General features: G+C 70.3%; 18 protein-coding genes. 7 read left to right on the top strand and 11 right to left on the bottom strand.

The features are described from left to right. Positions 1-7 precede the first annotated feature (7 nt). Complete coding sequence (ppx, locus tag J5226_RS21500; protein WP_215836912.1) at positions 8-1,537, top strand: exopolyphosphatase; 1,530 nt, start codon at positions 8-10, stop codon at positions 1,535-1,537. Between the two features lie 18 nt (positions 1,538-1,555). On the opposite strand, the gene J5226_RS21505 is transcribed toward ppx, so the two are convergent. The 3 genes from J5226_RS21505 to J5226_RS21515 all read right to left on the bottom strand — a co-directional run bounded on the left by J5226_RS21505 (position 1,556) and on the right by J5226_RS21515 (position 6,778). Continuing rightward, positions 1,556-3,262 carry an AMP-binding protein gene (locus J5226_RS21505; protein WP_215836913.1) on the bottom strand — a complete coding sequence of 569 codons (1,707 nt, stop codon included), beginning with the start codon at positions 3,260-3,262 and terminating at the stop codon, positions 1,556-1,558. A gap of 70 nt (positions 3,263-3,332) precedes the next feature. Further along, a complete protein-coding gene (gene mdoH, locus J5226_RS21510) occupies positions 3,333-5,255 on the bottom strand; it encodes a glucans biosynthesis glucosyltransferase MdoH (RefSeq protein WP_215836914.1) in 1,923 nt (640 codons plus the stop codon). Next, complete coding sequence (locus J5226_RS21515; RefSeq protein WP_215836915.1) at positions 5,252-6,778, bottom strand: glucan biosynthesis protein G; 1,527 nt, start codon at positions 6,776-6,778, stop codon at positions 5,252-5,254. Before J5226_RS21515 ends, mdoH begins: the two co-directional genes overlap by 4 nt. Positions 6,779-7,055: 277 nt before the next feature. Between J5226_RS21515 and J5226_RS21520 the strand changes: the two genes are divergently transcribed. Then, on the top strand, positions 7,056-8,246 hold the full coding sequence (locus J5226_RS21520) for a glycosyltransferase family 1 protein (RefSeq protein WP_215836916.1): 1,191 nt from the start codon (positions 7,056-7,058) through the stop codon (positions 8,244-8,246). Beyond that, the gene (locus J5226_RS21525) at positions 8,243-8,794 is read left to right on the top strand and encodes a phosphatase PAP2 family protein (RefSeq protein WP_215836917.1); all 552 of its coding nucleotides are present in this window, start codon (positions 8,243-8,245) and stop codon (positions 8,792-8,794) included. The genes J5226_RS21520 and J5226_RS21525 overlap by 4 nt, the downstream gene beginning before the upstream one ends. 119 nt (positions 8,795-8,913) lie before the next feature. On the opposite strand, the gene J5226_RS21530 is transcribed toward J5226_RS21525, so the two are convergent. The 3 genes from J5226_RS21530 to creD all read right to left on the bottom strand — a co-directional run bounded on the left by J5226_RS21530 (position 8,914) and on the right by creD (position 11,955). After that, complete coding sequence (locus J5226_RS21530) at positions 8,914-9,807, bottom strand: carbon-nitrogen hydrolase family protein (protein WP_215836918.1); 894 nt, start codon at positions 9,805-9,807, stop codon at positions 8,914-8,916. Then, complete coding sequence (locus J5226_RS21535) at positions 9,804-10,412, bottom strand: GNAT family N-acetyltransferase (protein WP_215836919.1); 609 nt, start codon at positions 10,410-10,412, stop codon at positions 9,804-9,806. The genes J5226_RS21530 and J5226_RS21535 overlap by 4 nt, the downstream gene beginning before the upstream one ends. A gap of 103 nt (positions 10,413-10,515) precedes the next feature. Beyond that, the gene (gene creD / locus J5226_RS21540; protein WP_215836920.1) at positions 10,516-11,955 is read right to left on the bottom strand and encodes a cell envelope integrity protein CreD; all 1,440 of its coding nucleotides are present in this window, start codon (positions 11,953-11,955) and stop codon (positions 10,516-10,518) included. Between the two features lie 219 nt (positions 11,956-12,174). On the opposite strand from creD, the gene J5226_RS21545 reads away from it, so the two are divergent. Then, a complete protein-coding gene (locus J5226_RS21545; RefSeq protein ID WP_215836921.1) occupies positions 12,175-14,049 on the top strand; it encodes a DUF1266 domain-containing protein in 1,875 nt (624 codons plus the stop codon). Positions 14,050-14,079: 30 nt separating this feature from the next. After that, positions 14,080-16,110, top strand: a complete 2,031-nt coding sequence (locus J5226_RS21550) for a DUF4034 domain-containing protein (RefSeq protein WP_215836922.1) — start codon at positions 14,080-14,082, stop codon at positions 16,108-16,110. 53 nt (positions 16,111-16,163) lie between these two features. Here J5226_RS21550 and creC read toward each other — a convergent pair whose 3' ends face one another. Next, entirely contained in the window at positions 16,164-17,606 is a 1,443-nt protein-coding gene (gene creC, locus J5226_RS21555; RefSeq protein ID WP_215836923.1) for a two-component system sensor histidine kinase CreC, read from the bottom strand. A 10-nt stretch (positions 17,607-17,616) separates the two neighbouring features. After that, on the bottom strand, positions 17,617-18,321 hold the full coding sequence (gene creB, locus J5226_RS21560) for a two-component system response regulator CreB (protein WP_215836924.1): 705 nt from the start codon (positions 18,319-18,321) through the stop codon (positions 17,617-17,619). Between the two features lie 176 nt (positions 18,322-18,497). Here creB and rlmJ point away from each other — a divergent pair, with 176 nt between their 5' ends. Together rlmJ and J5226_RS21570 are read left to right on the top strand one after the other, a co-directional pair. Further along, positions 18,498-19,358: a 23S rRNA (adenine(2030)-N(6))-methyltransferase RlmJ gene (gene rlmJ / locus J5226_RS21565; protein ID WP_215836925.1), complete on the top strand. Its 861-nt coding sequence runs from the start codon at positions 18,498-18,500 to the stop codon at positions 19,356-19,358. A gap of 192 nt (positions 19,359-19,550) precedes the next feature. Next, a complete protein-coding gene (locus tag J5226_RS21570; protein WP_215836926.1) occupies positions 19,551-19,751 on the top strand; it encodes a hypothetical protein in 201 nt (66 codons plus the stop codon). Positions 19,752-19,790: 39 nt separating this feature from the next. On the opposite strand, the gene J5226_RS21575 is transcribed toward J5226_RS21570, so the two are convergent. From J5226_RS21575 to J5226_RS21585, 3 genes are all read right to left on the bottom strand, one after another. After that, positions 19,791-20,804, bottom strand: coding sequence for a DUF1963 domain-containing protein (locus J5226_RS21575; RefSeq protein ID WP_215836927.1), 1,014 nt, complete (start codon positions 20,802-20,804; stop codon positions 19,791-19,793). Between the two features lie 99 nt (positions 20,805-20,903). Beyond that, positions 20,904-21,818 carry a cation diffusion facilitator family transporter gene (locus J5226_RS21580; protein ID WP_215836928.1) on the bottom strand — a complete coding sequence of 305 codons (915 nt, stop codon included), beginning with the start codon at positions 21,816-21,818 and terminating at the stop codon, positions 20,904-20,906. A gap of 363 nt (positions 21,819-22,181) precedes the next feature. Further along, positions 22,182-22,388 (bottom strand): hypothetical protein, encoded by a 207-nt coding sequence (locus J5226_RS21585; RefSeq protein ID WP_215836929.1) that lies wholly within the window; start codon positions 22,386-22,388, stop codon positions 22,182-22,184. Positions 22,389-22,722: the final 334 nt, after the last annotated feature.

Below are 22,722 nucleotides of genomic sequence, written 5' to 3' on the forward strand. Positions count from 1 at the left end.
CCCGCGCATGAATAACGTATTCCCCACCAGCCGCCTGCCGCTCGAGGACGGCGACCTGCTCGCCGCGGTCGACATGGGCTCGAACAGCTTCCACATGGTGGTGGCGCGCTACGTGCTCGGGCAGCTGCGCACCGTCGACCGGCTGCGCGAAACCGTGCGCATGGCCGAGGGTCTGGACCGCAAGGGCGGCCTCGCCCCCGAGGTGCGCCAGCGCGCGCTGGAGTGCCTGTCGCGCTTCGGCCAGCGCATCCGCGACGTGCCGCCGCAGCGGGTCCGCGCGATCGCGACCAACACCGTGCGCCGCCTCGCCGCGCCGCAGGCCTTCCTGATGCCGGCCGAGTCGGCCCTGGGCCACGCCATCGAAGTGGTGTCCGGCCGCGAAGAAGCGCGCCTGATCTACCTCGGCGTCGCCCACGCGCAGCCGTCCAAGCCCGGCGAGCGCCGGCTGGTGATCGACATCGGCGGCGGCTCGACCGAGTGCATCGTCGGTTCCGGCTTCGAGGCGATCGAGCGCGAAAGCCTGCAGGTGGGCTGCATCGCCACCACCCGCCGCTTCTTCGAAAGCGGCAAGCTGTCGAAGAAGAAGTGGCGCGACGCGCTGACCGAGGTCTCGGCCGAATTCCAGCAATTCGCCGGCACCTACCGCTCGCTGGGCTGGCACGAGGCGCTGGGCTCGTCGGGCACCAACAAGGCCATCGGCGAGATCTGCGCGGCGATGAAGCTGACCAAGGGCGCGGTCACCGCCGAGGCCCTGCCGGTGCTGCGCGACAAGCTGCTGCAGGCCGACCGCATCGACGCCATCGACCTGCCCGGCCTGTCGGCCGACCGCCGCCCGGTCATCGCCGGCGGCATCCTGATTCTGGAAGCCGCCTTCAACGTGCTCGGCCTGCAGCGCATGGCGATCAGCAAGGCGGCGATGCGCGAAGGCGTGCTGTACGACATGCTCGGCCGCGGCGGCGCCGACGACCCGCGCGACGCGGCCGTCACCGCCCTGGTCAAGCGCTACGGCATCGACGAGCAGCAGTCGGCGCGGGTCGAAGCGACCTTGCTGCGCCTGTTCGACCAAGTCGCCAAGGCCTGGAACCTGGACGCCGACGACCGCCTGATGCTGCAGCGCGCCGCGCGCCTGCACGAGCTGGGTCTGGTGATCGCGCACAGCCAGTACCACGTGCACAGCTCCTACGTGATCGAGAATTCGGACATCTCCGGTTTCTCGCGCCAGCAGCAGCAATTCCTCGCCGCGCTGGTGCGCACGCACCGCCGCAGCATCCCCAAGTCCGCGTTCGACGCCCTGCCCGACCGCCTGCTCTCGGCGGTGCGGCGCAGTTCGGCGCTGCTGCGCCTGGCGGTGCTGCTGCACCGCGCGCACGAATCCGACCCGATCCCGCAGCTCGACGCCCACGCCGACGGCAACACCCTCGCCCTGACCGTGTCGCGCCGCTGGCTGGATTCGCGGCCGCTGGTGCGCGCGGACCTGGAAGGCGAACCGCAGGACATGGCGGGGCTGGGGATTTCGCTGAAGCTGTTGGCCAATTGAGCGCGCGGCGGCGCGCGCTCAGACTTCGCGCGCCGCCAACAGTTCGACCATCTTCTCGCGCATCAAATACTTCTGCGGCTTGCCGCTGATCGTCATCGGCAGGCTGTCGACGAACTCGATGTAGCGCGGAATCTTGTAATGGGCGATGCGGCCCTGGCAGAAGCCGCGCACCGCGTCGGCGTCGAGCGCCGCGCCGTCGGCCAGACGGATCCAGGCGCAGACCTCTTCGCCGAATTTTTCGTCGGGCACGCCGAACACCTGCACATCGGCGATCGCCGGATGCAGGTAGAGGAATTCCTCGATCTCGCGCGGATACACGTTCTCGCCGCCGCGGATCAGCATGTCCTTGAGGCGACCGACGATGCGGCAATAACCGTCGGCGTCGATCGTGGCCTGATCGCCGGTGTGCATCCAACCGTCGGCGTCGACCGCTTCGGCGCTGCGCTTCGGGTCGCCCCAATAACCTTGCATCACCGAGTAGCCGCGGGTCAGCAGTTCGCCGACTTCGCCGCGCGGCACGGTGGCGCCGCGTTCGTCGACGATGCGCACTTCCACGTGCGGATGCACGCGTCCGACCGAATCCACGCGCCGCTCCAGCGGGTCGCCGGGCACGGTCTGGAAACTCACCGGGCTGGTTTCGGTCATGCCGTAGGCGATGGTCACCTGCTCCATGTGCATGCGCGCGACCACCTGCTTCATCACCTCGATCGGGCAGTTGGCGCCGGCCATGATGCCGGTGCGCAGTTGCGACAGGTCGAACTCGGCGAAACGCGGATGCTGCAGTTCGGCGATGAACATGGTCGGCACGCCGTGCAGGCCGGTGCAGTGTTCGGCGGCGACGGTCTGCAAGGTCGCCAGCGGGTCGAAACCTTCGCCGGGGATCACCATGCACGCGCCGTGGGTGACGCAGGCCATGTTGCCCAGGACCATGCCGAAGCAGTGATAGAACGGCACCGGGATGCACAGCCGGTCGCGCTCGCTCAGCCGCATCGCCTCGCCGACGAAGAAGCCGTTGTTGACGATGTTGCGATGGGTCAGGGTCGCACCCTTGGGCGCGCCGGTGGTGCCGGAGGTGAACTGGATGTTGATCGCGTCGTCCGGCGACAGGCGCTCGCTCACCCGCTGCAGCAGCGCGTGCGCGGCCGGGTCGTCGCAGGCGGCGACCGCGTCGAACGCGTAGGTGCCCGGCGGCGGCTCGCCCGCGCCCATCGTCAGCACGTGGCGCAGGTCCGGCAAGCGCCGCGCGCGCAGCCAGCCGGGCGGATCGCGGCCGAGTTCGGGCGCCAGCTCGCGCAGCATGTCGAGGTAATTCGAGCTCTTGAACGAGGGCACGATCGCCAACGCGCGGCAACCGACCAGGTTCAGCGCGTACTCCAACTCGTGGGTGCGATACGCCGGATTGATGTTGACCAGGATCAAGCCGGCGCGCGCGCTGGCGAATTGCAGCAGCACCCATTCGGCGCGGTTGAGCGACCACACGCCGATGCGGTCGCCGGGCGTCAGGCCGAGCTTGAGCAGGCCGGCGGCGAGCCGGGTGACCGCCGCGTCGAACGCGCGCCAGCTCAGGCGCACGTGCTGCGGCGGCACCACCAGCGCTTCGCGCTTGGGCCACAGCGCGGCGATGCGCGCGAGCATCGCGCCGATGGTTTCGTCCAGCAGCGGCGGCGCGCTCGCGCCGACGACGTGGCTCAGCGCGGGATCGGGAGCGAGGCGGGCCGGTTCCATGCCCCGAGCATAGCCGCTCGCCGCCTCGCGCAGCGGTCGCGGATGCCGGCGTCCGCGACCGATCCGTGACTCAAACCGAAGAACGCTTCGCCGCTTCGGCGCGCAACTGGGTCGCGCGCACCAGCACCGGCGGCGGGCTGATCTCTTCGGGAATGCGGAAGATGCCGAGCTTGCGCAGCCACAGCCCCGGCCCGCGCGCGGAGGTGAAGGCCACCACCGGGATCGACACGATCAGGCCCAGGATCACCGGCGACATCCACGCCGCCAGCGGCGGCGAGATCGCATAGGCCATGCCGCCGATCAGCACGCCGAACAGGGTCAGCCCGCCGTAGCTGCGGATCAGGCCCGACAGCGGCAGGCTGCCGTCGTCGCGGCGCTGCGATTCCCAGCCCGAGTCCTTGCCGGACAGCACTTCGGCGACGCCGCGCGATTGCAGGTACATGGTCACCGGCGCCATCAGCGCGGCCAGCAGGGTTTCGAAGATCATGCTGAAAAACGCGCGGATCGCGCCGCCGCAGCCGCGCCGGGTCTCGCGGTCGGTCAGCAGGGCCAGATAGGCCATGAACTTCGGCGCCAGCAGCACCGCCATGGTGGCGATGAACACCCACAGCACCCGGTCGGGATCCTGATCGCGCCAGTACGCGCTGGGCGAGAAGCCCGGCAAGCGGATGCTCTGCCAGCTGAAGTAATCGAGCTTGTCGAGCGGAATCACCAGACCGATCAGCATCAGCATCGCCCACATCGGCGCGGTGAAGTAATGGCCGATGCCGATCATCAGGTGCATGCGGCTGATCCAGTGCAAGCCCTTGGCCGGCAGCACCGCGGTGTGCTGCAGGTTGCCCTGGCACCAGCGGCGGTCGCGCACCAGCATGTCGGTCAGCGACGGCGGGCCTTCCTCGTAGCTGCCGACCAATCCCGGAATCATGTGCAGCGCCCAGCCGCCGCGGCGCATCAGCGCGGCCTCGACGAAGTCGTGGCTGAGCACGGTGCCGCCGAAGGGCTTGCGCCCGCGCAGCTCGGGCAGACCGGCGTGATCGGCGAAGGCGCGGGTGCGGATGATCGCGTTGTGGCCCCAGTAATTGCTCTCCGCGCCGTGCCACCAGGCGATGCCGTAGGCGATCACCGGGCCGTACACGCGGCCGGCGAACTGCTGCATGCGCGCGAACAGGGTCTGGCCGTTGACGATCATCGGCAGGGTCTGGATCAGCGCCACGTCCGGGTGCCGTTCCATCGCGCCGGACAGCTTCACGATCACCTCGCCGGTCATCAGGCTGTCGGCGTCGAGGATCAGCATCTGCGGATAGGCGCCGCCGAAGCGGCGCACCCACTCGGCGATGTTGCCGGCCTTGCGCTCGGCGTTGTTCTTGCGCCGGCGGTAGAAGATCCGCGCATGGCCGCCGGTGCGTTCGCGCAGCGCGTTGAACGCGCGGATCTCGGCCTGGCGCACCGGTTCCTTGGTGGTGTCGCTGAGGATGAAGAAGTCGAACTTATCGAGTTGGCCGGTGGCCTCGACCGATTCGTAGATCGCCTGCAAGCCGGCCATCAGCCGCTCGGGATCTTCGTTGTAGGTCGGCGCCAGCAGCGCGGTGCGCTCGCCCAGTTCGGGCAGTTCGCCGCCTTGCTTGAGCCCCATCCGCCAACGCCGGCGCGACAGGATCAGGACGAAGCCCGCCAGCGAACTGGTGAAGGCCAGCGCGATCCACGCGAACAGGAACAAGAACAGGCCCAGCAAGGCGCCTTCCAGCACGCTGAGCCCGCCGACGTAGAGCACGCGCAGGATGTGGTACGCCGCGATCAGGGTCAGCAGCGCGGCGCCGCCGATCACGTACAGGCGGCGCAGGGCCATGCCGCGCGGCGCGGTCGGCAGCGGATTGGACGACAAGGCCCCGGCCTTGAGCGACTGCACCGGCATCGCCATCGGCGATTCGGGCGGCAGCGCTTCGTAAGGCACGGAGGCGGCGGGGCGGTGCGGGGGTGCGGCAGTTGCGTTCATGCAGTCCAACGATAAAGCCAAGTTTCGGAAAGAGGGCCGGAGGCGTCCTCCATTACCGCGCGCAGCTCGATGGCGCGCGCGTCTCCGGGAGCGAGTTGGAACGACAGCCGCCACGCGCCGCTGCCGGCGATGGCGTGCGCGGTGGCTTGCGCCACCTGCCCGGCCGAGGCCCAGACCACGGCGCGCGCTTGCGCGCCGGCCGCCAGTTTAGGCAGACGGCCGCCGTCGAAGTCGAGCACGATCAAGCGCGCGCCGTCGGTGCCGGCGCCGATTCGAGTGCGCGAGACCGTCGCGAGTTCCGGCTTCCACGCATGTTTCGCGCACCAGTGCAGACGGTAATCGAAACGGTGCTCGCGCCCGGCCGCCAGCGGCGCGCGCGGGCGCCAGAACGCGACGATGTTGTCGTGGTACTCGTCGCCGGTCGGAATCTCCAGCAGATGCACCGCGCCCTCGCCCCAGTCGCCCGACGGCTCCACCCACAGGCTCGGGCGGCGCTCGTAATGGGCTTCGCTGTCGGCGTAATCGGCGAAGGCGCGCTTGCGCTGCATCAGCCCGAACCCGCGCGGGCGGCGGTCCTGGAACGCGCTTTCCTGCACGCTCTTGGGATTGTGCAGCGGGCGCCAGATCTGCTCGCCGGCGCCGTTGAACAGGGCCAAACCGTCGGAATCGTGCACGGCCGGGCGGAAGTCGTCGACGCCGCGACGGTCGGTGTCGTCGAAGTGGTACATGCTGGTCAGCGGCGCGATGCCGACCCGGTCCAGGGCCACGCGCGGGTACAAACGCAGCGTGGTGTCGAAGGTGGTGTCGGCGCCGGGGGTGACGACGAAGCGCATCGCGCCGGCGGTGCTGGGGCTGTCGAGCAGCGCGTGCACGACGACGGACTGGGCGTTCTTCGCCGGCCGCTCGATCCAGAACGCCACGAACGCGGGGAATTCCTCGCGGTCGCCGACGCCGGTGTTCAGCGCCAGACCGCGCGCCGACAAGCCGTACAGCAGATCGCGCGCCACCGCGCGGAAATAGCTGGCGCCGAGGAAGGCGCAGACTTCGTCGAAGTAGTCCGCACGATTGATCGGCGCGTGCACGCGGAAGCCGGCGAAGCCCAGGTCCGCGTCCTTAGGCGGGCGCGGCGCCTTGCCGAAATCGAACAGCTCGCTGCGATAGCGCACCGGCACCGCTTGGCCGCCGTCGACCAGATTCAGCTCGACGCGCTGCTTGAACAAGAACGCGCGATGGAACAACTGCACCTGGAACGGCAGGCCATCGTTCTTCCACAGCGCCTGCTTGGGATCGAAGCGGATGTCGCGCCAGCGGTCGTAATCGACCTGCCCCAAGCCCGCCGGCAGATCGGTCGCCGGCGCGCGATACGGCTGGGCCGCGAGCGCGCGCGCCAGCGCCGGCACGGTGTCGGCGCCGAAGGCCTGCGCCGGTCCCGCCGCGACTGCCCAGGTCGGCCACGCGCCGCCCGCGGCCCAGGCGGCCAGCGGCAGGCTCAGTCCGGCCTTGATCAGTTCGCGTCGGTGCAAGCGCGGTTCCCCGGGGGTGGAAGAAGGTTCAGCAGATAAACGGGGCGATTGTAGGGACAGGCTTGTTAACGAAGCGGAAGCCGCGCGATCGCCGACGTTGCCGCGCCGGTCTTGACGGATCGCGACAAAACCGGCGCCCGCGCGGCGTTTCGTGACGCCGCCTGCATGAAATCGGTTTCCGGAAACGGTTACCCGGAGCGAGTCACGCGCACGTCATGCGCCGGCAACGGCGAGGACACGGCCCACGCCCAGGATTGCGCAAACCGGGAGCCGCGCCATGCGCTACGCGATCGTCACCGAGACCTATCCGCCGGAAATCAACGGCGTCGCCCTGACCGTTCACGGTCTGGAGCAAGGTCTGCGCGCCCGCGGCCATGAGGTGAGCGTGGTGCGCCCGCGCCAGAACGCCGACGGCCAGGGCGACGGCGCCGCGCACGAACTGCTGGTGCGCGGCCTGCCGCTGCCGCGCTACCCCGGCCTGCGCTTCGGCCTGCCCTGCGCCGCGCGTCTGCGCGAGGCCTGGGCCGCGAACCGCCCCGATGCGATCTACGTCGCCACCGAAGGCCCGCTCGGCTGGTCGGCGCTGCGGGCCGCGCGCAAGCTCGGCATCCCGGCCGCGACCGGCTTCCACACCCGCTTCGACGAGTACATGCGCGATTACGGCGCGCCGTTCCTGGTCGGCACCGCGCTGGCGTGGATGCGCCGCTTCCACAACGGCGCCGACGCCACCTTGGTGCCGACCCGCGAACTCGCCGAATTCCTGCGCGCCAGCGGCTTCCACGACGTGGTGCGGCTGCCGCGCGCGGTCGACACCGTGCTGTTCGATCCCTCGCGCCGCGACCCGGCGCTGCGCGCGCAGTGGGACGCGCACGACGCGACCTTGGTCGCGATCTACGTCGGCCGCATCGCGCCGGAGAAGAATCTCGACCTCGCCGTGCGCGCGTTCCGCGCGCTGCAGCAGCGCCGCCCCGAGGCGCGCTTCGTCTGGGTCGGCGACGGCCCGGCGCGCGAGAAGCTGCAGCGCGACAACCCCGACTTCGTGTTCTGCGGCGTCAAGCGCGGCGAAACCCTGGCCGCGCACTTCGCCAGCGGCGACCTGTTCCTGTTCCCCAGCCTCAGCGAAACCTTCGGCAACGTCACCCTGGAAGCGATGGCCAGCGGCGTGCCGACGGTCGCCTTCGATTACGGCGCCGCGCACGAACACCTGCGCGACGGCGAACACGGCGCGGCGCTCGCCAACGGCGACGAGGCCGGCTTCATCGAAGCCGCCGCGCGCATCGCTGGCGACGACGCGCTGCGCGCGCGCATGGCCCGCGCCGGCCGCGACGCCATCGGCGGACTGCGGCCGCAACAGGTCGCCGCCGACTTCGACGCGGTGCTGCACGGTCTGGCCGACCGCGGCGGCACGCCCCGCCGTCTGCCGCAAGAACCCCGTCCCGACAGCAAGCCCGAGCAGGAGGTCGTATGAACCGGTTGCCCTTGCGCAAGCGTCTGATCGCCGGCGAATCCGGGTGGTGCCTGCGCGCCAACCGCCTCGGCGAACGCAGCGGCTCGCGCGCGTATTTCGCCGCGGTCAGCCGTCTCGGCGACGGCGTGTTCTGGTATGTGCTGATGGCGGTGCTGGTGCTCGCCGACGGTTACGACGGCCTGCGCGCCTCGGTGCATCTGGCCGCGACCGGCGCGATCGCGCTGGCGCTGTACAAGCTGCTCAAGCGTTGGACCCGGCGCCCGCGTCCGTTCGCGTCGGATCAGCGCATCCACGCCTGGGTCGCGCCGCTGGACGAATTCAGCTTCCCCTCGGGGCATACGCTGCATGCGGTCGCCTTCAGTCTGGTGGCGATGGCGCATTACCCGGCGCTGGGGTGGATCCTGGTGCCGTTCACCGCATCGGTGGCGGCCTCGCGCGTGGTGTTGGGCTTGCACTACCCGAGCGACGTGCTGGCGGCGACGGTGATCGGGTCGAGCTTGGCGGGGATTTCGCTGTGGTTGGTGCCGGGGGTGACGTTGTTCGGTTGAGGCCGGGGGCGTTGCTTGCGTCGTGGTTGAACTGTCGCGGTCGCGGCTTACGCCGCTCCTACACCGCCTGTAGGAGCGGCGTAAGCCGCGACCGTGATCGCTCACGCCCGCCGCGCCGCTTACTTCCCATCGCCCCACTCCGCCACCCGCGCCCGCGCCAGCGACGGCGCCCACTGCCCCGCCCAATCGCGATCGTTGGCGACTTGCGCGCGCTCGCGGCTCGCCTCCAGCGCGGCGAAATCCAGGTCGGCGAACGCCCAGCGCTGAGGTCCCTGGGTGCGCGCGAGCACGCCGTCGGCCGGCAGGCCCACGTCCATCGGCGCGTACACCGTCGCCTCGCCGGTGTTGGTGTCCAACGCCGGGCTCCACAGCGCTTCGCCCGCGGTCACCGCCTGGGCGACGAAGGCGCGGTTCTCCAGCGCGCGCGCCAGACAGCCCACGCGCACGCGGGTGGCGCCGGCTTCGGTGTCGGTGCAACTGGGCGAGATCAACAGGCGCGCGCCGGCTTCGCATTGCGCGCGCACCGGCAGCGGGAATTCGATGTCGTAACAGATCGCAATGCCGGCGCGCGCGCCGGCCAACCCGAAGGTCTTGAGCGCGTCGCCGGGTTCGATCACCCCGGCTTGTTTCTCGAAACCGGTCAATTGCAGCTTGTCCTGCCATACGCGGCCGCCGTCCGGCGCGAACGCGTAGCTGCGGTTGCGATAGCGGCCGTGGCCCGGATCGAACAGGAAACTGCCGGCGACGATGTGCAGCCGCAGCTCGCGCGCGAGCAGGCCGAACAGTTCCAGCCACGCGCCGTGATACTGCTGGGTCGCCACCAAGGACGCGTGCAGATCGCCCTGCGTAGCCGCGCCGAAGGTCGCGCCCAACTCCAGCGACAGATACTCCGGCAGCACCGCCACCTGCGCGCCGCCGGCGCGGGCCTGACTCAGCCACTGCGTCTGTTTGTCGGCGAACTCGGCGAAATCGCGCGGCGCGCCGATGCGGTACTTGGCGACCGCCACTTTCATCGCGCACGCTCCAACGGCCGCAGCCAAAAGCTCAAGGCATGGTCGCGTTCGCCGCGGCCGACCTCGTTCCACGGCAGCTTGGCCACCAGTTCCGAACGGTGGGTGTAGCCGCGCTTCTTCCAAAACGCCTCGTTGCCGCGATGGAACGCGGGGCGGCGCGGATCGCCGGCTTCGCGCTCGACCGCGCAGAAGCTGGTCCAGCGGAAGTCGCCGAGCGCGCGCGCATGCGCCTCGCGCGCGTCGAAGAAACGGTGGCCGACGCCGCGGCCGCGGTACTCGGGCAGCAGCACCGATTCGCCGCAATAGAACACGTGCTCGGGCTGGACCAGATGGCCGTCGAAGGCGGCGCGGATCTCGGGCATTTCGTCGCTCAGCGGCAAACCGGTGGAGGCGCCGACGATGCGCTCGCCGTCGAAGGCCAGCACCGCCACGCTGCGCCAGGAGTCGCGGTACACCTGCAGATACTTGGCCTCGTAGGCGGCGTCGCCGTCGTAGAGGTAGGGCCACTCGCGGAATACGGCGATGCGCAACGCGGCGATCGCATTCAGGTACGGCGCGATCTCGGCCCCGGTGACGCTGCGGATCGTGGGCATCGGTTTCTTCATCCGATCATCTTAGGCAAAAGCGCGGCCCCGGCGGCGGCCGCGCGGGCAAAAAAACGGCGGCGGGCTGCGCGGCCCGCCGCCGTTGCGCCTCAGGCGCCTTGCGTCACTGCACGGCCGGACCCTGCGGCAGCGGCGGCGGCACCGGGGCCTCCTCGCGCTTGGCCGGCGTACCGGCGCCGAGCTGGTACCAGTCGACCTTGCGGGTGATCACCATGATCGCGGCCAGGATCAGGAACAGCAGGCCGGCGCCGAGCACCAGCGCGTTGTCCTCGGAGATCAGCAGGCCGTAGAGCGCGCCGTACAAGGTCACCAGCATCGCGCCGAAGCCGAGCGCGCGGACCAGACTGCGCAGCACCGCGCTGAGGTAGAACACCAGCAAGCCGATGCAGGCGACGCTGGCGATCAGATACGACAGGCCGAAATCCATGTGCTCGCTCAGGCTCACCAGCAGCAGGAAGAAGATCGCCAGCGCCAGACCGACCAGACCGTACTGGATCGGGTGGATGCGCAGTTGCTTGATCAACTCGAACATGAAGAAGCCGACGAAGGTCAGCAGCACGAACAGCAGGCCGTACTTGGTCGCGCGGTCGGCCTGCGAATAGACGTTGACCGGGTCCTTGAGGGTGATCTGCACCGCGTTGATCTCGCTGCCGATCGCGCCCTCGGGCGAAGCGACCTCGAAGCTTTCGCTCAGCGCCACCGACGGCAGCACCGCACCGGCCGCGTACTGGCGCTGGGCGTTGGTCGCCACCGACGACACCCGCCAATCGGCGCGGAAACCGTCGGCGCCGATGCTGTCCGAGCTCGGCGGGAAGCTGCCGCCGTAGTTCGGATGTGGCCACTTGGAACGCAGCGAGAAACGGTTGTCCTTGCCCAGCGGCACCAGCGCCAGCGATTCGGTGCCGCCCAGCACGAACTCCAGTTCGGTCTGCGCTTTCAACTGCGTAGCCGGCGCCGGCGCGGCCAGCCGCGCGTGGATGCCGCCGCCGTCGCGCGCGCCCTGCCCGTCCTCAATCGCGGCTTCGATGCCGTCCAAACGCAGCTTGGGATCGCGCAGGCCGCGCACGTCGGCGAAGGCGTAGGTCAGCCACGGCTTGCCGATGCTGCGGCTGATGCCGTTGACCGTGGTGCCGGGCGCGGCGACCGGATTGGCCGGGATGTTCGCGGCGAAACCGGCCTTGGCCTTGCCCTGCCATTCGTACACCAGCACTTTGTAGAGGCCGAGCTTGCGCTCGCGCGGGACGATCTCGCCTTCGACGTCGAGCTTGGCCGGGAAGTACGTCCAGCGGCCTTGTTCGCGATGGGCGACGCGCTTGACCACGCCCTTCTCGTCCTTTTCCTCGCTGATCCAGGTGTCCTCGTACGGCACGATCAGCGCCGGGCCGGAGAACGCCTGCGCGCCGGCGTAGCTGCGCGCCACCGTGGCCACCGCCTGGGCGCGGTAGGTCTGCCGTTCGCCGATCACGCCGCCGATCATCAGCAACGGCACCAAAATCGCCAGGGTCAGCCCCAGCACCATCAACATCTTCAACCAAACCCGCATGTCGTGCTCCTTGTCCGCGACGTTGGCGGCAAGGTTGGCGGGCTTGTGCGGGGAGGCGATGGCGAGGCGGTGCGGCCAGGGTGAAGCGATGGTGAAGCGCGCAGTTTGCCGGTTGCGCCGTGTCGAACGCGCGGGCCTGGGGCGCGGGCGGAAAAACGACGATACTGCGTCCTCCCCCGCCGCCGTGGTCAGGACGCCGCCACAGGAACGACTTCAGGAATGGATTTCCCCGCCGCCTCCCCCGCCGTCAGCGCGCGCGACGTCATCAACGCCGACGCGATCCGCGCCGCGATCGCCCGCCGCAGCCTGCAGCGGCGCGACCACGCCGACATCGCGCGCTGGCTGCGCAGCCATTTCTATCGCTGGGCGATCAACCGCTTCGCCCACGTGCTGCCGGTGCGCAGCGTCGAGAACTGGCGGGTGTGCGTGGGCGCGCAGGCGCCGCCGCCGTGGTTCCTGCGCAAGCTCGCCGACGGCGGCGCGGCGATGATCTACATCGACCCGGAACACAATCTGCTGCGCGAGCGCGAGAACCGCATGGTCGAGTTCTTCAACGCGCGCCTGCATTCGCGCCTGGCCGGCAAGTTCCACCGCATCGCCTTCGACGCCGCCGACGCGGCCTGGCAGCGCGATCACGAACGCATGCAGCGGCGCAGCGGCCGCGGCTGGTGGCCGAGCCAGCCGCATGCGCTGAGCGAAACCGTCGCCACCCCGAACGGCCGCTTCGTCGAACTGCGCGGCAGCGGCCAGACCCTGCGCGCGGAGCTGGCCTACGAGTCGTTCCACATGCAGCACTGCCTGGGCCAGTTCGCCGACCGCGAGCGCTTGCAGGGCGGTTACGGCGAACAGTACGCGCGCGGCTGCGAACAGGGCCGCACGCGCTTGTTCAGCCTGCGCGACGGCAACAACCGACCGCACGTCACCGTCAGCCTGGTCGAGGATCTCGGCGAGTGGAGCCTGGATCAGATCAAGGGCAAGCAGAACACCGTGCCGGCGGCGAAGTACGCGGCGGACGTGCTGTGCCTGCTCAACGCGGTGCGGCCGCGCGACGCGGGCAGCCAGGACATGCTGCGGCTGGGCATCGTCGCGCGCGAGCAGGACGGCGAAGCGGTGTATGCGGGTTTCGCCGAACTCGACGATCCCGCGCGCCGGCACGCGCTGCTCGGCGCGGCGCCGCAGTTGCTGCGGCAGTACCCGCGGCCGGACGCGTTCGTGCAATGGCTGGCCTTGGGCGCGGGCGCGGCGGTGCTCGACGAGGTCGACGCGCCGCATGGGCCGGTGCTGGCGGCGTTGCAGGCCATGCAGCCGGACGCGGACGCGCACGAGCCGTCCGCGCCGCCGCGCGAACGGCTGGCCGAAGCGCTGGCGCGGCATTTTCCGCAATGGCTGGCCGCGCCCGCCGACGCCGCGCGCGACGAGACCCCCAGCTCAGGCGGCTGGCTGCGCCGGTTGCTGAGCAAAAGCCCGCCTACCGCCGCGGACCTCGCGCGCCCGCACCGGCAATGGGCGCTGGCCGTGGGCGAGCCCTTGTTGTTCCGCCTCGGCCTCGACGGCGGCATCGCGCGGACGCGGCTCGCCGCGCCCGCGGGCGTGCCGCAGCGCGTGCGCGATCAAGTCGAAGCCGAGCTGGCGGCCGGATACGAGGACGCCGAGGTCGCGATCCGCGAGTTCCGCGCCGGCTTCTTCCGCATTCCCCACCTCGCCCATGAAGGCTTGCTCGAAGCGCGGCAAGCGCCGGGCGAGGATCTCGCGCGCGATCTGTTGGCCTGGCATGCGATGCGCCAAAGCTACGCGCTGCGCCTGCTGGTGGGCTGGGGTCGGATCGATGAAGCCCAGGCTTGGCCCCTGGCCTTGCTCAACGCGCAGCGCGTGCAGGATGGCTTCGGCTCGTGGCCGGAATTCGGCGCCGCCGCCGTGCGCGGCCACGCCGCCTCATTGCGCTGGAGCGGCCGCGAGGCGCGCCACGCCAAGGCCACCGAAGTCGCGCTGCAGGATTTCCAGGAACAGTTCGGCTGCCCGTGGCAGCGTTTGAGCTGGTCCGCGTTCGATCTCGCCCAAGCCCTCGCCGCCCCCAGCGTGCGCGCCGAGCTGTGAGCGCCCTCTTTCTCTTGTCCAGGTAACGCCATGTCCGATCTGCGAGCCCAATCCGTCGCCGAATCCCTAGTCGCCGAGGTCAGCGTCGATTACGACGCCCTGCTGCCGCAGCAACGTTGGGACGAACTCGAACGCGCGCTGGCCGCGCTGCGCGACGCGCCGCACGACCGCAACGGCCAGCGCGATTACTACGGCGCTTACCGCGAGTTCGCCGACTACAGCGAACGCCACGGCCGCGCCGCGCTTGAGCAACTGCGCGACTGGCGCGCGCAGCGGCCCGACAGCGGCTTTCCCGCGTTCCTGGAAGCGGCCTACTGGACCTCGTGGTTCGAGCGTTACCGCACCACCTCCACCGCCGATCTGGTGACGCCGGCGATGTGGGCCGCCGCGCGCACCGCGCAGGACGCGCTGCTGTGCAGCGTGGTGCGGATGCTGGAGCGCGGCTGCAACGGTTGGCCGGCGCTCGCCAGCGTCATCTACACCGTCGCCGCGCTCGGCGAACCGCAGTGGTGGACGCGCTGGCTGCTGGCCGGCGAGCGCCCGCAAACGCTGAAGCCACACGGCGCCTCGGCCGCGGTCGACGAATTGCTCGCGCCCTCCGGCGCCGCCGAGGCGGTGCGCGACTACGCCGGCGCCCTGCCCGCGCAGCTGCCTGCGGTGCTGACCGGCGAAGCGCTGGCGTGGCGGCGCCAACAGGACGAGGACGGCCCGGCGCCGCAGCAGTATTGGCTGCGGGTCGCGTTCGCGTTGGATGCGTCCGCGCTGGAAGCCGCGGTCGCCTACATCTCGCTGCGCATGCCGCGCTGGGGCGGCAGCTGGGAGGAAATGCTGGCCTTCGCCGATTCGCCGCTGTGCGACCGCTTCGACGAGGAAGAGCGCAACGTGCTGCGCTTCTTCGCCTGGTTCGACGAGCTGGAAGTCGACGACAGCGATTGGCTGCAAGACCCGCGCGTGCTGCGCCACCACCTGCGCCTGGGCCAGCAGTTGCTGGAACGTCCGTTGCCGCAGAACCTGCGCGGCCGCGTGCACAAGTACCTCGCGTATCTGGAAGCGCTCAACGGCCGCATCGACGCGGCCTGCGCGCACTACCCGCACAGCGCGCCGCACAACCACTACAACGAGTGGGAAATCGTGCGCGCGGTGACGACCTGGTCGGCCAGCCAGGACCGCGGCGCGTGGCTGGGCCGGATCGCCGAGACCAATCGTCTGGTCACGCCGCACGGCGCGGCGCTGTACGGCCTGCTGAGCCTCAACGGCTGGGCCGGCGTGGAGCGCAAGCCCGAGGTCGCCGACGGCTGGTTCGAGCGCGCGGCCGCGACGTCGCCCGATCCCGCCAGCGTGCCGGATTCGCCGTTCAACGCGCTGTCGGATCTGGCCGAGATCTACGGCTCGCAGGCGCTCAAGCCGATGTGGCTGAAGGCCGCCGAGCTCGGCGACGCGTCCGCGCAGTTCCGCTGCGGCGCGTATTTCGCCGACGAAGAGAACGACATGCCGCGCGCGGTCGAGTACTACCGGCTCGCCGCCGACAACCGCCACGAGGTGGCGATGTACAACGTCGCCGCGCTGTCGCTGATTCCGATACGCGACGGCGAAACCGCCGGCGCGCAGGCCGAGGCCGTGGCCCAGGACTCGCTCGGCTATCTCGACCGCGCGCTGGCGCGCACCGAGGAACTGCTCGAGGACAACCAAAGCGAGTTCAACCTGGAGCAGATCGAGCGGGTCAAGGACCTCTACGGCACGGTGCTGTTCAGCGACTGGCCGCCGCTGAGCGCGCGCCAGCGCGCGCTGCCGAAGGTGCTGGAATTCGCCCGCCGGGGCCGCTTCAACTCGATGATCTCGCTGGCGTGGTGGTACGGCGACAAGGATCTGCCGGCGTTCGATTTCGACGAGGCGGTGTATTGGATCGAAGCCGCGCGCCATCTGGAACCCGACAACGAGTACGTGCAGAAGGTGCGCGCCTACGTCGAGGTCGATACGTTCTTCGGCCGGATGAAGTTCGCCTCGGCGCAGAACAAGGCCAAGCGCCGCGGCTTCCCGGGCCAGGACGACGCGGCGCTGTAAGCCGCCGCGCGTTCGCAAGGCGCGGCGCGCGGCACCGCGCCGCCGGCAAGCAGCTAGCCCGGCACGCTCAGGCTCGCCTGCGCGCCGCCGCCTTCGCGATTGGCCAGCGCCGCCTCGCCGCCGTGCAGCGCAGCCACCTCGGCCACGAAACACAGCCCCAAACCGCTGCTGCGGCTGCCGCCGGCCGGACGCGGCAGCGAATAGAAACGCTCGAACACCCGGCCCACCGCGTAATCGGGCACGCCCGGCCCGCGGTCGCTGATTTCGATGCGCTGGCGGTCGCCGTCGCGGCGCAGGCGCAGCGTCACCTCGCCGCCCTCGGGCGAGAAATCGGCGGCGTTGTCGATCAGGTTGACCAGCGCCTGGCGCAGCAAGAACGCGTCGCCCTGCACCGGCGGCAGGTTCGGTTCCAGATCCAGCAGCAGCTTGGCGCCGCTGTCGCGCAGGCGCTGCGCGCAGTGCTCGGCCGCTTCCTGGGCGATGTGCGCCAGCGCGGCCGGCTCGGGTTTGTCCAGGCTCTGGCGATGCTCGACCGCGGCCAGCGCCAGCAGTTTGTCGATCATCTGCGCCAGCCGTTCGGCCTGGCGGCGGATGCTGCCGGCGAAGCGGGCGCGGTCGGCGCCGCTCATGCCGCCTTCGCCGGGCGGCGATTCCAGCAACTCGGCGCTGCCGCGGATCGCCGCCAGCGGGCTCTTCATTTCGTGGGTCAAGGTGTGCACGTACTGCTCGACGTACTGCTTGCCCTCCAGCCGCGAGCGCATCGTTTCCAGCGCCTGACCGAGCTCGCCGAACTCGCCGGCCGCGCGCGGCGGCGCCGCGCGCGCGCCGGCGGTGACCGCGTGCGCGTAGCGCCGCAGCAAGCCGATCTGGCGCGACAGCCACCACGACACGCCGACGCCGACCAGCAACGCCGCGCCCATCAGCACGAAGCCCCAGCGCGCGACCACGCGCTGGCTGCGGGCGATGAACGGCGCGATCGCGCTGTTGGGCTTGGCGACGCTGAGCGCGCCGACGATGCGGCCGTCGTCGTCGCGGATCGGCGCGGCCACGTGCATCACCGTGTCGTCGGGATCGCCGCTCTCGCCCGGGCTGGAACGCGCGCCGTAGCGGCCGCGCAGGGTGAGGTAGACGTCGTTCCAGCGCGAATAATCCTTGCCCACGTCGCGCCCGCCGCTGTCGAACACGACTTTGCCGCTGGCGTCGGTGATGTAGACGCGATAGCTGGAAGAACGCTTGCGGAAGCCCCAGATCGCCGCGCCGACGTCGCGCTCGCCGAGCGCGCGCACGCGCTTGGCGAAATCGCCTTGGTCGATGCGCCCGGCGAGGAAATCGTCGGCGGCCAGTTCCGCCAGCACGTTGGCGGTGTCGACCAAGGTGTCTTCCATCGCCTGACGCACGCCGGGCTTGACCTCGGCCACGAACACCCGCGCCAGCAAGGTCGCGGCCAGCGCCACGATCAGGAAATACCCCAGGAATATCCGCAGTCCGATCTTCATGCGCGCCGGCTCAGCCGTTGTCGAGCGAATAGCCCAGGCCGCGGTGGGTGCGGATCGGATCGCCGTCGGCGTCGACCTCGCGCAGCTTGGCGCGCAAGGTCTTGATGTGGGTGTCGACGGTGCGGTCGCCGCTGTCGAGCGCGTCGCCCCAGACCCGGTCCATCAGCTGCGCGCGCGACAGCACCGCGCCGGGGCGCTGCAGCAGCGCGGCCAGCAGGCCGTATTCGTAGCGGGTCAGATCCAGCGCCTGGCCGCGGTAGCGGATGCGCTTGCCCTCGCTGTCGTGGACGAAGCCCGGGTCCGGCTCGGCCGCCGCGCCGGCGTTGCCTGCGCTCGCGCTGACGCCCGCGCCCGCGACGCCGGCGCGGCGCAGCACCACGCGCACGCGCGTGGCCAGCTCGCGCGGCGAGAACGGCTTGGTGACGTAATCGTCGGCGCCGATCTCCAGCCCGAGGATGCGGTCGGCCTCGGCGTTCTGCGCGGTCAGGAAGATCACCGGCAGGTCGCGCCCGCGGCGCAGCTCGCGGCACAGCGCGAAGCCGCCGATGTCGGGCAGGCCGATGTCCAGCACGGCCAGATCGAACGGCGTGCGCGCCGCCTCGCGCAGCGCCTCGCCGCCGGTGAGGCAATGCACCGCCTCGAAGCCCTCGGCGCGCAGCGCGTAGAGCACGGTGTCGGCGATGGCGCTTTCGTCTTCTACCAGGAGGATGCGCATGGTTTGGAGCAGGGGAATTAAGGGAAATAGGGGGAAAAGGGGAATGGTGGGCGCGTGGGGCGGCGAGGTTTCACCGCCTTTGGCCGACCGCGGGCGGTCCAGACGGCATAATGCCCCATCCCGGGTCGGCGCCGCCGTCCCTTCTTTCCCCTGATTCCCCTCTTCCCGGCTCCACCATGAACTACCGCCACGCCTTCCACGCCGGCAACCACGCCGACGTGCTCAAGCACATCGCCCTGCTCGCCCTGTGCGACGCGCTGACCGCCAAGCCGGCGCCGCTGTTCGCCCTGGACACCCACGCCGGGCGCGGGCTGTACGCGCTGGACGGCAATTCGGCGCAGCGCACCGGCGAGGCCGAGGGCGGCATCGGCCGCTTGCTGGCCGAAGCGCCCAAGCAGCCGCTGATCGGCCGCTATCTGGCCGCGGTGCGCGCCTGCCGCCAGGAACACGGCGCGGCCGCCTATCCGGGCTCGCCCTGGCTGCTGGCGCACGCGCTGCGCGCGGACGACCGCATCGCCGCCTGCGAACTGCAGCCGGAGGAAGCCGCCCAGCTCAAGCACGCGTTCGCCCGCGACGAGCGCGTCGCCGCGCATCAACGCGACGGCTATGCGGCGATGAAGGCGCTGCTGCCGCCGCGCATCGGCGAGACCCGCTACAACCGCGGGCTGGTGCTGATCGACCCGCCGTTCGAGGCGCAGTTGGCCGAGTTCGACACCGCGCTGGCCGCGCTGCGCGACGCGCTGGGCCGCTGGCCGCAGGGCACCTACGCGCTGTGGTATCCGATCAAGCGCCGGCGCGCGCTGCAGCCGTTCTACCGCCGCGCCGCGACCTTGCCGGCCAAATCCGCGCTCACCGTCGAACTGCTGGTGCGCGCCGACGATTCGCCGCTGCGCATGAACGGCAGCGGCCTGCTGGTGCTCAACGCGCCGTGGCATTTCGATCAGCAGATGCAGGCGGTGCTGCCGGCGCTGGCGCGCACGCTGGGCGAAACCGCGGACGCGGCCGGCGCGGTGCAGTGGTTGAAACAGCCCGACTGAACGAATCGCGGCAGGCTTGGTCCCGCCGCCGCGATCGCACGCTGCAGCGCAACGAAAACCGCGGCGCGAGGCGTCGCCGCGAGCGCCGGGCGCGCCCGGCCATCACACTTCCGCCGCGACCGGCTTGCCGCGCCGCGGCCGCATGCCGTAAGACCGACGGCGCCCAATGACGGGCCCGACAAGGATTTCGCCATGCTTAGGAAGAAAGCCGTCCTGCTCGCGTGCTGCGCGTTCGCCTTCGGCGTCGGCATGACCGCCACCGCGGTCGCCGCCTGCAACAACACCTGCCGCCTGGGTTGCGAACGCGCCTATGCGTCGTGCAATCCGGCCACGACCGATTGCGAACTCAACTACGCCAACTGCTATCGCCGCTGCGGTTGCGTGCTGCCCTGAGGATCGGGGCCCGGCCGCGGCGCGACGCCGCGGCCGGCGTCAGTAGCAATCCCAGTGATACGACACGCGGCTGAAATCCGCGCGCGCCAGATCGTCGGGATCGATGAAGAAATTGGCGATGCCCGAATCGCCCCACATCATTTCGTCGTCGCTGTCGAGCTGGAACAACAGCACGCGGCGGTCGCCGGCGTCGCGCGGATCGCTCTGGGTGAACTGCGGGTGGCCGCCGAGCTTATGGCCGCCGCGGTCTAGGTAATCGGCGACTTCGTCGGTGAGCTCCTCGTCGGTTTCCGCCACCTCCGGGTGCTCGCTGCGATAGCGTGCGGCCAGTTCGGCCGGATCGCCGCCGAGCGTCTCGTTCAAGCCGACATCGCCGATGCCGACGCTTTCGTAGTCGGTCGTGAAGCTCATCCGCCGCGGCTTGGCCGGATCGAACGGCAGCTGTTCGGTCGCCGCGATCGCCGGCGGCGCGACCTGCGGCGCCGACACGTCGGCCCAATACACCACGCGGAAACCTGTCTGCTGCGCCAGCGCGCGCATGCGGTCGCCGCGGTCGGCGGCGTCCAGCGCGGCGCCGTAGTAGTCGTCGCCGCTGATGAAGAACTGCAACAGGCCGCGCTCGGGATACCCCGGCATCTTCGGCGTCGCGGCCAGATCGATCTGCGCCAGCAGGTTCATCGGCCGGCCCTGCGCATCGCGCGGATAATCGCGGCCGGCCGCCCAGTAGGCGCGGCCGCCGACCTTGCTGGCGCGCGCCTCGTCCTGGGCCATCGGCGCCAGCGCGATGCGCAGCACCGGCCGCTGGCTGCGTTCCAACGCCAACGCGGCCGGGGCCAGCACCGCCTTGGCCTGGCGATGCTCGTCCTGCGAAGCGCAGCCGGGCGCGCTCTTGCCGCCGGCCTGTTTTTTCGCCTTGTCCTTCGGCAGATCGACCTGGAATTGGTAGCCGTTGGCTTTGATCTTTCGGTCGAGCAAATACAACCCGCCGCCGGCCGCGCCGAGCAGCACCGCCACGATCGCGCTCGACAACAGCACCGCCTTGCCCGTGTTCATCGCATCCCTTCCCAAAACGTCACGGCCGGATTATCGCCGCGCGCGGCGCGCAAACGAAACGCCCGGCGCGAGGCCGGGCGTTTCGCGAACCCGAGCGGCTCAGGCCGCCGGTTTGAAATCCGGCTCGAAGAAGCTCCAGCGCACTTCCGGGAAAGCCTGCTTCATCGCCCGCTCGACCGTGTTGATCTGCTCGGTCAGGCCGGCGACGCTGTGCTCCTCGCGCATCTGCGCCTGCACCGAGACCATCACTTCGTTGCCGAGCTGCAGGGTGATCAGGCTGATCACGCGCGCCACTTCCGGACGCGCGTCGAGGAACTCGCGGATCTGCTGCTGACGCAGCGGATCGACACTCTGGCCGATCAGCATCGCCTTGACCTCGATGGCGACGAACACCGCCACGATGATCAGCAGCGCGCCGATGCACACCGTGCCGATGGCGTCCCAGATCGGGTTGCCGGTCAGCACCGTCAGCATCACCGCGATCAGCGCCAGCACCAGGCCGAGCAGCGCGGCCAGGTCTTCGCCGAAGATCACCACCAATTCGGCCTGACGGCTCTCGCGGAACCACTGCCACAGCGAACGCTGGCCGCGCGCCTTGGCCACTTCCTGCAGGCAGGCGCGCATCGACACGCCCTCGGCGACGATGCCGAACACCAGCACGCCGGCCGCCCACCACCACTGCTTCAGCGGCTCGGGGTGCTGCAGCTTATGAATGCCTTCGTACAGCGAGAACATGCCGCCGACGGTGAACAGCATCACCGCGACCAGGAACGACCAGAAATAGATGGCCTTGCCGTAGCCCAGCGGATAGTCCGGCGACGGCGGGCGCTTGGCTTGCTTGAGGCCGAGGATCAGCAGGCCCTGATTGCCGCAGTCGGCGAGCGAGTGGACGGTCTCGGCCAGCATCGCGCTGGAGCCGGTGAAGAACGCCGCCACGCCCTTGGCGGCCGCGATCGCGAAATTGGCGCCGAGCGCGAACAAGATCGCGCGGGTCGAATCACCACCACCTGCCATGACTGAACTGCTCCTTGGGTCGAGGCGCCGGAGTCTAGCATTGCCGATGCTGGCGGTTGAGTGGCTTGCGCTGGGTCGGCTCGGCGCCGCGCGCGCGGCTGCGGCGCGGTGCGGAGGCGGGGCGTTCTGAGTCCGGGAGGACGGCGTCGGCGATGGCTTGTGCGGGCCGTCGACGTTGCGGCACGCCGGCTGCGGCAGGTCGCCATCACTTGATCGCGCGATGCGAAACGTCGCGCCTCGCGTCGGGATGGCCTGCGTGCGGCGTTGGCGCGTGTTCGATCCGCCGCGCTGCGGGGTTCTCGCTGGGCTCTCGCGAGCTTCGCGCTCGCAGCCTTCGCTCCGTTAAAGCGGGGCCCGGAGACTTCACCGTCCTGTCGCGATAAAGCCCTGGATTCCCGCTTTCGCGGGAATGACGGCGTGGAGGTTTTCGCCATCGCTTTCGTTTTCGATGCCGTCGCGCCATCTCCGCGCGAGGCCGGAGCGCGTCGCCGCGCAGCGGCATGACGTCGCGACACAAAGGCGGGCGCTGCGGCGCGATGCGAACGAGGCCTGCGCTGCGGAGAAGGACATCGTCGGCCCCAGCTTCGCGGCGCGAACATCGCCGCGCGCATGCCCTCGAACGCCCCCTCCGCCCGGCCGCAATCGCGATCAAGCCGCCATCCGCTCAAGACTAAGCATCGGACCGTCCACCCGCGAGGTGCCGCCCCCACCTGCCCGCCCACCCGCCCGGCACTGGCGTTGCGTCCGTCGGCTGGGCATTGTCAGGCCGCATTCACACGGCCATCATGCGAACGACTCGCATCCCCCAGCGACGGCCGTACCCATATGAAAGTGCCGTAATGGTCCGGCGGGGCCCACCCTTCACCCCGCCGGAGGCGCATTCAGGCTGTTCAGTGTCGCTGGG

Source organism: Lysobacter sp. K5869 (assembly GCF_018847975.1).
Classification (GTDB): domain Bacteria; phylum Pseudomonadota; class Gammaproteobacteria; order Xanthomonadales; family Xanthomonadaceae; genus Lysobacter.